At 69.8% G+C, this 11,601-nt stretch carries 10 protein-coding genes; 3 read left to right on the top strand and 7 right to left on the bottom strand.

The features are described 5' to 3' along the window. Positions 1-48 precede the first annotated feature (48 nt). From ACH9EU_RS06515 to ACH9EU_RS06505, 3 genes are read left to right on the top strand one after another with little or no spacing between them, the layout of a single operon-like run. A complete protein-coding gene (locus tag ACH9EU_RS06515; RefSeq protein WP_396413131.1) occupies positions 49-510 on the top strand; it encodes a flavin reductase in 462 nt (153 codons plus the stop codon). 59 nt (positions 511-569) lie between these two features. Further along, positions 570-2,141, top strand: coding sequence for a peptide ABC transporter substrate-binding protein (locus tag ACH9EU_RS06510; RefSeq protein WP_396413130.1), 1,572 nt, complete (start codon positions 570-572; stop codon positions 2,139-2,141). After that, on the top strand, positions 2,138-3,412 hold the full coding sequence (locus tag ACH9EU_RS06505) for an MFS transporter (RefSeq protein WP_396413129.1): 1,275 nt from the start codon (positions 2,138-2,140) through the stop codon (positions 3,410-3,412). Before ACH9EU_RS06510 ends, ACH9EU_RS06505 begins: the two co-directional genes overlap by 4 nt. 408 nt (positions 3,413-3,820) lie before the next feature. Here ACH9EU_RS06505 and ACH9EU_RS06500 read toward each other — a convergent pair whose 3' ends face one another. The 7 genes from ACH9EU_RS06500 to ACH9EU_RS06470 form a co-directional block, all read right to left on the bottom strand. Continuing rightward, positions 3,821-4,735 carry an NERD domain-containing protein gene (locus tag ACH9EU_RS06500; RefSeq protein ID WP_396413128.1) on the bottom strand — a complete coding sequence of 305 codons (915 nt, stop codon included), beginning with the start codon at positions 4,733-4,735 and terminating at the stop codon, positions 3,821-3,823. A gap of 276 nt (positions 4,736-5,011) precedes the next feature. Next, positions 5,012-5,866 (bottom strand): ATP-binding cassette domain-containing protein, encoded by an 855-nt coding sequence (locus tag ACH9EU_RS06495; protein WP_396413127.1) that lies wholly within the window; start codon positions 5,864-5,866, stop codon positions 5,012-5,014. 5 nt (positions 5,867-5,871) lie between these two features. Beyond that, positions 5,872-6,645 (bottom strand): ABC transporter permease subunit, encoded by a 774-nt coding sequence (locus tag ACH9EU_RS06490; protein ID WP_396413126.1) that lies wholly within the window; start codon positions 6,643-6,645, stop codon positions 5,872-5,874. Beyond that, the gene (locus ACH9EU_RS06485; RefSeq protein ID WP_396413125.1) at positions 6,642-7,490 is read right to left on the bottom strand and encodes an ABC transporter permease subunit; all 849 of its coding nucleotides are present in this window, start codon (positions 7,488-7,490) and stop codon (positions 6,642-6,644) included. The genes ACH9EU_RS06490 and ACH9EU_RS06485 overlap by 4 nt, the downstream gene beginning before the upstream one ends. Then, a complete protein-coding gene (locus ACH9EU_RS06480; protein WP_396413124.1) occupies positions 7,477-8,625 on the bottom strand; it encodes an MBL fold metallo-hydrolase in 1,149 nt (382 codons plus the stop codon). Before ACH9EU_RS06480 ends, ACH9EU_RS06485 begins: the two co-directional genes overlap by 14 nt. 122 nt (positions 8,626-8,747) lie before the next feature. Next, positions 8,748-9,710 (bottom strand): ABC transporter substrate-binding protein, encoded by a 963-nt coding sequence (locus ACH9EU_RS06475; RefSeq protein ID WP_396413123.1) that lies wholly within the window; start codon positions 9,708-9,710, stop codon positions 8,748-8,750. 13 nt (positions 9,711-9,723) lie between these two features. Beyond that, positions 9,724-11,550, bottom strand: a complete 1,827-nt coding sequence (locus ACH9EU_RS06470) for an FAD-dependent monooxygenase (protein WP_396413122.1) — start codon at positions 11,548-11,550, stop codon at positions 9,724-9,726. Between the last annotated feature and the right edge of the window lie 51 nt (positions 11,551-11,601).

Genomic DNA, 11,601 nt, shown 5'->3' with positions numbered 1-11,601 from the left:
GTCGAGGCGTGGCCCAGGCGCGGTCCGACACCCGACCTCCGCAGCGTCATGCGGAGGTTCGCCACGGGCGTGTGCCTGGCCACGACCTACAGCGACCAGTCCGGCGGAAGGCGCCACGACGCCGTGACCGTGAACTCGCTCACCTCGCTGTCCCTCGCCCCTCCCCTGGTGTCGGTGTGCTTGAGCCGGAAGTCCCTGTTCCTCGCCGACCTGCTCTCCTCGGGGAAGTGGGCGGTGTCGATCCTCGACGACGGGTCCGAGGGACTCGCACAGTCGTGCGCCCGGGACCGGGCCACCCGCCTGCGCACGGTGCCCGATCTACCCGCCACGCCGGGGTGCCGAACGGGCGCGCTCGTCCTCGACGGGTCGAGCTGGCTCGAGTGCGTGGTGTGGGACAGCTTCGACGTGGGCGACCACATCCTCGTCGTGGGTGAGGTGGTCGCCCTCGACGACGGCAGGGACTCATCGGCCCTGGTGTTCCTGCACGGGCGGTACCACGCCCTCGAATAACGGCCCACCGCCCGGCCGCCGACCTTGACCAGCTGGACCCACACACACACGGAGGAATCATGGAATCACCTGCCACGACCACTGCCGAGAAGCCGGCGAGGAGCACGGACCTCGGCACGGTCATCACCTACCACGGCACCGAGCCGGAGAACGCCCTGATCCCGGGGCACACGACCGAGTCGGGCGGGGTCAAGGTCATCGCCGCCCTGTTCCGTGGGCTGGTCTCCTACGACCCTCTCGACGCCCACCCCAGGAACGCCGTCGCGGAGTCCATCGAGACCGAGGACTCCCAGGTCTTCACCGTTCGGCTCGAACCCGGTTGGACCTTCCACGACGGCACCCCGGTCACCGCACGCAGCTTCGTGGACGCCTGGAACTACACAGCCCACGGACCCCACCGGATGCAGGGATCGACCTTCCTCTCTCACATCGAGGGGTTCGAGGAGGTCAACGCCCCCGACTCCCGCGTCCTGGCCATGTCGGGGCTGGTCGTCGACGACGAGCGCACGTTCACCATCACGTTGTCCTCGCCCTTCGCCGAGTTCCCCGTGACCTTGGGCTGCAGCGCCTTCTTCCCGCTGCCGCAGGCATTCTTCGACGACAGGGCATCGTTCGAGAAGCACCCGATCGGCAACGGGGCGTTCCGCTTCGTCTCGCGCGTCCCGGAAGAGAGCATCCTGCTGCACCGGTACGACGACTACGCCGGCGCCGACATGCCGCACATCGACGGTGTCGAGTTCCGGATCTACGCCGGCCTCGACGAGGCGTACCACGACGTGGTGGCCGACCGGCTCGACTACCTCGACGTCACGCCCTACTGGGCGCTGGAGAGCGGCCGCTACCTCGACGATCTGCCGAACCGTACGCACGACCGCACCTACCTGGGCATCCAGAGCATTTCCTTCCCTCTCTACGACTCCCGCTACTGCGACCCCCGCGTCCGGCAAGCCATCTCCATGGCCATCGATCGCGCACAGCTGGTCGACAGGATCTTCCAGGGACACCAGGTGCCCGCGGACGGGCTGGTGCCACCGGCAGTTTCGGGGCGCATCGACGGGCAGGGCGGCGAACTGTGCAGCTACTCACCCGCACGCGCCAAGGAGCTGTTCGACGCCTCCGGCTTCCAGGGTGACATCGAGCTGACGTCCAACATCGACTCACCGAACGGGCCGTGGATGGAGGAGGTGTGCTCGTCGGTCAGCACAGGTCTCGGCGTTCGCTGTCGTTTCGTGCCGATCCGGACCATGGGCGAGTTCAGGCGCAAGCTCAACGCCCAGCAGGTGACGGCGATCTTCCGCTCGGGCTGGATCGCCGACTACCCCTCGATCGAGAACTTTCTCAGCCCCATGTTCCGCACAGGGGCGACCAACAACGTCGGGAAGTACAGCAACCCGGCCGTCGACGAGCTGCTCGCGGCGGCGGATTCGGCTCCCACGCAGGAGCAGGCCTGGCAGATGTACCAGCAGGCCGAGCGGGCCATCCTGCAGGACATGCCGACCATCCCGATCTGGTACCAGAGCACCCTGTCCGCCTGGTCGTCGCGCCTGCAGAACGTCCAGCCCAACCCCTTCCGCGAACTCGACCTCTACAGCGTGACCGTGGCCGGCCCCAAGGAGAGTCAGACGTCATGAACAACCGCAACAAGCAACTGCCCTGGATCATCGCCGGCATCTCGTTCGTCGCGCTCGTGGGTGCGGCGGGCTTCCGGGCCACTCCGGGTGCCCTGGTCGAACCACTCCGGGAGGAGTTCGGCTGGTCGACCGGGACCATCGGATTCGCGATGTCGGTCAATCTCGCGCTCTACGGCGTCACCGCGCCGTTCGCCGCCGCACTGATGGAGCGGTTCGGGGTCCGGGCGGTGACGGCCGGCGCGATGACGCTGATCTCGCTGGGCAGCGGCCTGACGGTCTTCATGTCGGCCTCGTGGCAGCTGGTGCTGCTGTGGGGTGTCCTCGTCGGTCTGGGCGCTGGGTCGATCTCACTGGGATTCATCGCCACCATCGGCACCCGATGGTTCGTCAAGCGTCAGGGCCTGGTGACCGGCATCCTGTCGGCCGGAGGCGCGACAGGCTCCCTCATCTTTCTGCCCCTGGTGGCATCCCTGACCGAGTCCTCGGCGGGGTGGCGCACCGCAGCCATCGTGGTCTGCGTGGCGGCGCTGGCGACCGTGCCGCTCATCCTCCTGATTTTCCGTGAGTACCCCGCAGACGTCGGCGTCCCGCCGTACGGCGCGGACGAGATCGTCGAGCCCGCGCCCTCCTCGGGCAGCGCCGCGCGGCTGGCCGTCGAGGGCCTGCTGGCCGCCACACGCAGCAAGGCCTTCTGGTTGCTGGCGATCGGCTTCGCCATCTGCGGGGCAACGACCAACGGACTGGTGGCGACCCACTTCATCCCTGCCGCCCACGACCACGGGATGCCCAGCATGAAGGCTGCGGGCCTGTTGGCCCTGATCGGTGTGTTCGACCTCATCGGGACGATCCTGTCCGGCTGGCTCACCGACCGCTTCGACGCGCGCAAGCTGCTGGCGGTCTACTACGCGCTGCGGGGCTCGTCCCTCATGGTGCTCCCCTCGGTGTTCCACGAGGAGATCACCGGCTTCATGCTGATTTTCGTCGTCTTCTACGGCATGGACTTCATCGCCACGGTGCCGCCCACGGTCGCGCTGTGCCGGGTCCACTTCGGCATGAGCGCTCCCATCGTGTTCGGCTGGGTGTTCGCGTCTCACCAGATCGGTGCCGCCGTGGCTGCGACGACCGCCGGCATCATGCGTGACAGCTACGGCGACTACGCCCCCGCGTGGTACGTCGCCGGCCTGCTGAGCATCGGGGCAGCGGCCCTGTCACTGCGCATCGTCGCGACGAAAGAACCGGACGTGCGAGCGACGGCGGCGGTCAGTGCCTGAGCGCCGTCAGAGGATGCGTGATCGCCGACAGCACCGCACAGCACATCGACGCCGCCGGGAAAATCTGACATGACCTGCTGCGACATTCCTGACTTCACCGGCGGACCGATCACGCGCGTCCGCTCCTACGGCCGACGTCGGGGTGGGAACTCCACGTTTTCCGGTGTGACCCCCGAACGGGGAGGCACGACCGATGGCTGACGTGATGGCGTCGCAGGGCGTGGAGGTTCAAGGGCCCGTGGCCACGTTCCCAACGACCAGGCCGCCCTCGAGTGCGCCTTCCGCGCCGTCATGGCCCTCGACCCGACCTGCCGAGGCCCAGACCGCTGGACCCACCACTGGAAGGCAGCGCTCAACGCCTTCGCGATCACCGTCGATGGCCGGCTCCCCGCCGGCCGCCGCTGAACATCAACGCCCTGAGCTACACCGAAAACCGGACAGACCCGCATCCGCCAGGCCCGGCCCAAAAATCAGCGCCAGCGCCGCAAGAGGGCCGGCGAGCCGCCACAGCTCGCGACGGCGCCGTGCGGCCCGCACGGAGAGTCTGAGTTCGGCAAAGCTCTCCTGCAGTGCCACCGTGTCCTCGGGCGGCGCCGGCGTGTTGTGCCACGTGCTCGCGACTACTGCTGCTGCGATGATCCTTGCCACCTGCTCGGGAGTCAGGACAGGCCCGCGGCGCTGCAGCCAGCGCAGCAGCCTGCGCTCGGTGACGACATGGACGTCGGTGGGTCGTTGCTTGATGGTCAGGGTCTTCGGTTCCATCAGGACCAGGACCGGGGTGACGTGCACGGCCTCCCCCACCGCTGCGCTGAGCCGCTTGGCCGCCCGCCTCGCCTCGTGGCGGGCATGGGGCAGGTAGTGCTGTTTGTGCCCCGCGTCGAACACCGCGTGTTCGCCGACCCACACCTCCGTGCCCGAGTGGTTCTTCGTGTTGAGCGTGAACACCCCGGCCGGACCGATCAGCACATGATCGATGTCGGAGGCGCCTGCCCCGACAGGAACGGCGTGCAGGACTGTCCACTCCGACCCCAAGCGACCCAGGGCCTCCCCGACCGCGATCTCCCCCAGCGCGCCCTGGAACCATGGGCGGCTCTGCGCGCTGAGCGGACTGGAGCCCACGAGGCGGGCCCACCACGACCGCGGCGATTCGCCGCTGTGGATCCGCAGCGTCTCGGCGATCACCGACTGCCCAGCGCACCGGTTCACCAGCGTGGGCGGGGCCTGCGGACGACTGACCGCCGCCGACGGACCGAGCAGCCGGAAGGCCGCAAACCCCAAGGAACGAATGGAGTCCGGAGGTGCGATGCCGTCCCAGGCGACCACTGGTGGCCCGGTCCGTGGCCGATGGCGCTCTGAGGGGTCACGGGGCGGGAGCACGGGTCGGCCGCGAGTGCCACGAGGCGTCATGGGCGTCATGGGCGTCAGCTTTCGGAGAGCGCGGAAGTTCTGCCCTATTCAATGAATTTGCATCCGTATGGCGCAAACAGGGGACTGCTCCGTTCCGCTGTGTGACGCTCGCCGGAGCCGGCCGTTCGGCCCTGCCGGCCGGACCCGACCGTGACCTCGAGGGGACGGTCGGGTCCGGCGGTGCCCCCGCCCTCAGACGGAGGCGTGGGACTTGGCCTCCTGGATGAGGGTGAAGACCTGGTTGCGGATCTGCGCGTAGCGGGGCAGGGCCTTGGTGGCCACCTGGTCGCGGGGCCGGGGCAGGTCGACCTCGATGTTCTCGGTGACCGAGGTCGGGGCGCCGGAGAGCACGATCACGCGGTCGGCGAGATAGACGGCCTCGTCGATGTCGTGGGTGACGAACAGGACGGTGGTGTTGTAGGCCTGCCGGACCCGCAGGACGAGGTCCTCGAGCTCGATGCGGGTCTGGGCGTCCACGGCGGCGAAGGGCTCGTCCATGAGCAGCACGTCGGGCTGGTAGGCGATGCCGCGGGCGATCGCGGCGCGCTGCTGCATGCCGCCGGACATCTGCCAGGGGTAGAGGCCGCCCTTGCCGGCCAGGCCGACGGAGATCAGTGCGTCCTCGACCCGGCGGGCGCGTTCGGCCTTGTCGTACTTGGTGCGCATGGGCAGCTCGACGTTGGCGGCCACGGTCATCCACGGCAGCAGCGAGCGGGAGTAGTCCTGGAAGACCACGGCCATCTTCGCCGGGGGCTCGGTGACGGGCTCGCCCTCGAAGATCACCTCCCCTGCGGTGGGGGCCTGGAGGCCGGCGATCGAGCGCAGCAGGGTGGTCTTGCCGGAGCCGGAGGGCCCGACGACGCAGACGAACTCCCCGGGCTTCACGTCGAAGCTGACGTCGGCGAGGATCCGGGCGGTCTTCTGACCGAATCCGTAGTCCTTGCGCAGGTGGGAGACCTCGAGCACGGTCCCCTGGTAGGAGGACTGGATGCCGGACCAGGTGACGGTCTCGGGGTCGCGGGCGGTGGTGGGGCCGGTGGTGGTCATGGTGGTCACTCCTTGGTGGTGCCGGCCTGCCAGGCCAGCACGCGTCGTTCGACGGCGATGAAGAGCAGGGACGCGAGGTAGCCGAGCAGCCCGAGCAGGATGGTGCCGGCCCAGGTCTCGGCCACGGCGAAGGTCTGCTGGGAGTACAGGACGTAGAAGCCGATCCCGTTGGTGGAGGCGACCATCTCGGAGACGACGATGAGGATGATCGACAGCTGCAGCGTGGTGCGCAGCCCGGCGAAGATCTGCGGGCCGGCGTTGGGCAGGACCACGTAGCGGATCCGCTGGGTCAGGGTGAGCCGGTAGGAGCGGGACATGTCCCGCTGGACGGGGTCGAGGCTGCGCACCCCGTCGATGGTGTTCATCAGGGTCGGCCACACGGCGCCGAGGACCATGATGAAGATGTTCATCCCGGCGCCGATGCCGATGAGCATGATCCCGATGGGCACCAGCACGGGCCCGGGCAGGGAGCGGAAGAACAGCACGATCGGCTCGGCCGCGGCCCGGGTGTACCGGTTCATCCCCAGCATCATCCCGGCCCCGATGCCCAGCACCGCCGAGATCGTGAACCCGGCCGCGAACTTGCCCAGGCTGGGCAGCAGGTCGGCGGCGAAGTGCGGGCCGAGCCAGTCGCGGACGAAGACCTCCACGATGGTGGCCAGCGGCGGGAAGTACAGCGAGGTGCTCTCCGCGGAGGCGAACCACCAGGCGATGATCAGTGCGACCGGGAGCCAGATGCGGGTGAGCACCGTGCGGGTGGTGTCGGTGAAGGTGGTCATGAGTCCGTGCCTCCTCGCTGGGACGGGTGCCAGAACAGCAGGGGCTTCTCCAGGCCCTGGAACACGAGGTTGATGCCGACCCCGAGCAGGCCGGCGGTCAGAACGTAGGCGTACATGGTCGGCAGGGCGTTGTTGACCTGCGCGACGGCGATGGTCTGGCCCACCCCCGAGGCGCCGCCGATCAGCTCGGTCACGACCGAGACGATCACCGCGATCGAGGCCGAGATGCGCAGTCCGGTCAGGGCGTAGGGCAGCAGCGTGGGCACCACGATGCGGGTGGTCGTCAGCCACCGGCCCAGCCGGTAGCTGGCGGCCATGTCCAGGGCCACGTTGTTGGTCTGCCGGATCCCGTAGACCATCTGGGTCAGGAACGGCCACAGGGCCCCGAAGGTGATCAGGGTGACCTTCATGGTCGGGGACGGCCCCCACAGCAGCAGGCCCAGCGGGATGAGGGCGATCGGCGGGATGGGCTTGAGGAACTCGACGACGATCCACGTCGAGCTCTCGACGAAGCGGATCAGCCCGATGAGCAGGGCCGCGACCGTGCCGATGGCCAGCACCAGGCCCAGGCCGGTCAGCGCGCTGGAGAGGGTGGCCCACAGGTCCGCCCAGTAGCCGCCGGTGCCCAGCAGGAACCACAGCTCGCTCAGCACGGTCGAGGCCGCGGGGAAGACCTGGGCGTCGAGGACGCCGGTGCGGCCGAGCACCTCCCACAGGGCGAGGACGCCCAGCACGGACGCGGCCCCCAGGGCGTGGTCGGTGGCGCGGGAGTCCCAGAGCACCGGCAGCCCGGGACGGGCCTCCGCCCGTGCGCCGGCCGGCGGGGTGAGATCAGCGACGGCCATCGCCCACCAGCTCCCTTCCCATCCCGGCCGGAGTCCGGACCGGATCGTCGTCGTCGTGCAGGGGATCGGGCGCCGGGACGCCGATGCCGAAGTGCATGAGGTCCTCCCCCACGTAGAAGTCCCCGCTGAACCCGGCCCGGCCCTGAGCCCACTTCTGGCGCGGGGTGTTGCCGGGCACCAGGTGGGTCAGCACCAGGGTCCTCACCCCGGCCCGCTGCGCCTGCGGGCCGACCTGGTCGATCGAGGTGTGGGCGGCGAGCATGTGCTGCATCAGGTACGGGTCCGGTCTCGGGGAGCCCGGGCCCATGAGCGAGGACACCCAGTCGAGGTCGATGCACTCGTGCAGCAGCAGGTCCGCGCCGCGGGCGAGGGTCACGAGGTTCTCGCACACCCCGGTGTCCCCGGAGATCACCACCGACCCGTCGGCGGTGTCGAAGCGGAAGGCGAAGGCGGGGAAGACCGGTCGGTGGTCGACGAGGATCGCGGTGACCCGCACGTTCTCGTCGGCGTAGACCTCGAAGGGCTCCATGGCCGGGGACGGGTCGCCGTTCGGGTCGCCGCCGGTGGTCCCGGGGAGCTCGATGTCGTGGACCTCGAAGATCTCCCGCAGGTCCTGCTTGGCGTTGTCGCGCATCCGGTCGTTGATGTCGGTGGCGTAGGCCTGCAGCAGCCGGTGGGTGGACTCCTCGATGCCCGGGGTGGGGCTGTCCGGGTGGAAGACCTCCGGCTCGTGCTGCCGCTCCCCGAAGATTGGCGGCAGGACCGTCCGGTCGCCGGGGCCCACGATCTGCACCGGGCGCTTCAGGCCCTTGGACCCGTTGTGCCAGGCCAGCAGGAGCAGGTTGGGGTAGTCGACGGTGTGGTCGGAGTGGTGGTGGGTGAGGAACACGGCCCGCAGGTGGTCGATGCCGTGCTCGAAGCCCGGGGTGCTGGTCCCGGACCTGCGGAACATCGGGCCCCAGCCCTCGCCGCAGTCGATGAGGTACTGGGCGCCGTTGACGGTGATCAGGGTGGAGATCCCGGAGCGCTCCGAGTTCTCCCACCACGGGGGCCCGCCGGCGGTGCCGAGCAGGGTGACCCGGGTGCCGTGGCGTGCGGCCTCCTCGAGGGCCATCGGTCGAGGTGCGGATGTCATGGGAAGCCTCCTGGGCGGTGGGCGGACGGGGTCTGCGGATGGATCGGTGCCTGGGGAAAGATCGGCGCCTGCGGACAGTGGGGAACGGGAGCGGCGGGCCGGTCGCCGGCCTCGGCGCCGGCTCAGGGGAGGACGAGCTCCTCGCCGTCGACCGGTGCGGGCAGGAACCCGAGGTCGACCATGGTCTCCGAGGCGGCGGTCAGCACCTGCGGGTCGACGCCGACGCCGTACGGGGGCTGCCCCATCCGTGCCACGGCCTCGGGCTTCATGCCGCCGTACTCGACGAGGGCATCCCGGACCACCTGCGGGTCCTCGGCGGCCGTGACACTGGCGCGTTCCACGGCACGGCGCACCTTCGCCACGACCTCGGGGTTCTCTTCGGCGAAGGGGCCCGCCGTGAAGAGCACGGACATGCTCTCCCCCGGCTCGAAGGCCTGGTAGTACGGGCGGTCGACGACCTGCAGGCCGTTCGCGGTGCCGAGGCCGACGAACGGTTCCACCACGGAGGCCGCGTCGAGCGTCCCCTTCCCCACGGCGGCCGCCATGTCGGGGAAGGGCATCGCCACGAAGGTGACCTTGCTCGGGTCCCCGCCGTCGCGCTCCACGGCCGCGGCGGCCGCCACGTGGACGATGGACCCGAGGCCGTTGACGCCCACGGTCCGGCCCTCCAGATCGCGCGGGCGGATGATGCCGCTGTCGGGGGCCACCAGCAGCGCGGAGACGTCCTCCTCGGGCTTCTCGGCGACGTCGGCCTGGTTGGCCACGACCTTCAGCGGCAGCCCCTTCTGCGCTCCCGCCAGGACCGGGGTGATGGCGCCCGTGCCGAACTGCAGCTGCCCGTTGATCACCGACGGGGCGATCGCCGCGGCGTTCTGCATCGTCTGGGTCTCGACGGTGAGTCCTTCGTCCTCGAAGTAGCCCTCCTCCAGGGCCACGTACACCGTGACGAAGTCGGCCACCGGGAGGACACCGATCCTCACGGGGTCACCGGGCTCGAGCGCCACCGCGCTGCCCCGGCCGACACCGCAGCCGGGAAGAGCCACCAGGGCGGCGAGGAGAAGAGCGAACACTCCTGCGTGCTTCATGGTCGTCCTCCTGTCATGCCTCGAGCGCGACGGCGGGGGCCCGCAGGCACAGGACGGCGCTGAGCGCGTCCTCGAGTGCCTGGCGGGGGTCCTCGACCGTGCTCATGGCGCGGAACCCGATGTGGTTGTCGGGGCGCACGAGGACGCAGCCGGAGTCGCTGTGCTCGCGCTGCCGGGCCCAGTCGCCGTAGAGGTCCTCGTACTCCTGGCCGGGGCCGACGACGTGGGCGGTGATCTCCACGCCGGTGGCCTCGGCGACCTGGGCGGCGGCCTCGGCCCAGGCGGCGCCGTTGACGCCGGTGAGCACGGTGAACCGGCCGTGGCCGCAGAGGTCGTGGGTGGACACCCGCGGTGCGGTGGGGTCGGCGGTGCCCAGCCAGGCGTGCGGCAGCCGCGCCCCGGGGTGGGTGGTGGGCTGGTAGTAGAGCTCCGGGTCCCGGACCGGGGCGGGGAACGGGGTGCCGTCCTCGACGACGGCGGCGGAGGTGTAGCGCTGGCCCAGCTCCACACCGAGGGCGTTGAACTCGTAGTTCTTCAGCACCAGGGCCTCGCGCAGGGCCTCGCGGCGGGCCTCGCCCTCCTCCGTGGGCTCCTTCCGGGTGGCGATCTGGGCCTGCATGGTCTCGGTGTCGTCGCGCGGGTCGATGCCCAGGGCCTCGAGGATCGCGCCGAACTCGTCGATGGACTTGTTGGCGCGCTTGACGATCTGCTCCCCGACCGGGACCCGCTCCTCGTTGTAGGTGGCCAGCAGTTCCGGGCCGGCCAGGCCCTTGATCACGTGGGCGAGCTTCCAGGCGAGGTTGTAGGAGTCCCCGATCGAGGTGTTCGAGCCCAGGCCGTTGCTCGGCGGGTGGCGGTGCACGGCGTCGCCGACGCAGAAGACCCGGTCCTTCATGTTGCGGGTCGCGTACATCTCGTTGACCGTCCACAGGGAGAAGGACTCCACGTCGATCCGCAGGGCCGGGTCGCCGATGAGGTTGCGCACGATCTCCGCGGCCGAGTTCTTCGTCAGCTCTGGGGGTGCCTGCTCGATGTCGTAGCCCCAGGTGATCAGCCACTTGTTCCAGGGCCGCACCATGCGCACCAGGCCCAGGCCGATGCCGCCGATGGACGCCCCGGGCTGGAGCACCCAGTAGAGCACCGACTGGCGGTTCTGGCAGTAGGGGGCCAGGTCCATCTCGCAGACGATGTTCATGGACCCGGACCGGCCCATCCGCCCTTCCATCGGCAGCTCCAGGTCGGCGGCGACCTTCGAGCGCCCGCCGTCGGCGCCGATCAGGTACTGGGCGTGGATCGTGTAGCTGCGGCCGGTGAGCCGGTCCCGGACCAGGGCGTGCACCCCGTCCTCGTCCTGGACCAGGGTCAGGTACTCGGTGCTCCACCGGTACTTCGAGCCCCGCGCCATGGCGTTGCGCACCAGGATCGGTTCGAAGTAGGTCTGCGGCAGGTCGCAGTTCATCGAGGGTGAGGCCGTCTCGTAGTCGGCGTGACGCTCCGGGCTCGTGCCCCAGGCGCGCACCCGTCCGAGCTCCTCGCCGGCGATCGAGGTGCAGAAGACGGTCTCGCCGATCATCGGGTGCGGCGTCGCGTCGGCCTGCACCTGGTCCTCGATGCCCATGTCCCGCATGATCTCCACGGTGCGCTGATTCGTGATGTGCGCCCGCGGGGTCTCGGCGGTGGAGGCGTACTTGTTGATCACCAGGTGATCGATCCCGTAGGTGGCCAGGAACAGGGCGGCCGAGGACCCGGCCGGGCCCGAGCCGACGATCAGGACGTCGGTGGTGATGTCCCCGGGCTCGACGGTGGTCGAGGGCACGAGGGTCTCCGTGGTGGTGGTCATGGTGGTGTCTCTCCTCTGAGCTGAAGTGTCGGTGGGCGGCGTCGTCGCCGC

This window comes from Kocuria rhizosphaerae (assembly GCF_044462265.1).
In the GTDB taxonomy this organism is placed as follows: Bacteria; Actinomycetota; Actinomycetes; order Actinomycetales; family Micrococcaceae; genus Kocuria; species Kocuria rhizosphaerae.
The sequence above is the reverse complement of the archived record's forward strand: the minus strand, read 5'-3'. Positions and strand labels throughout refer to the sequence as shown.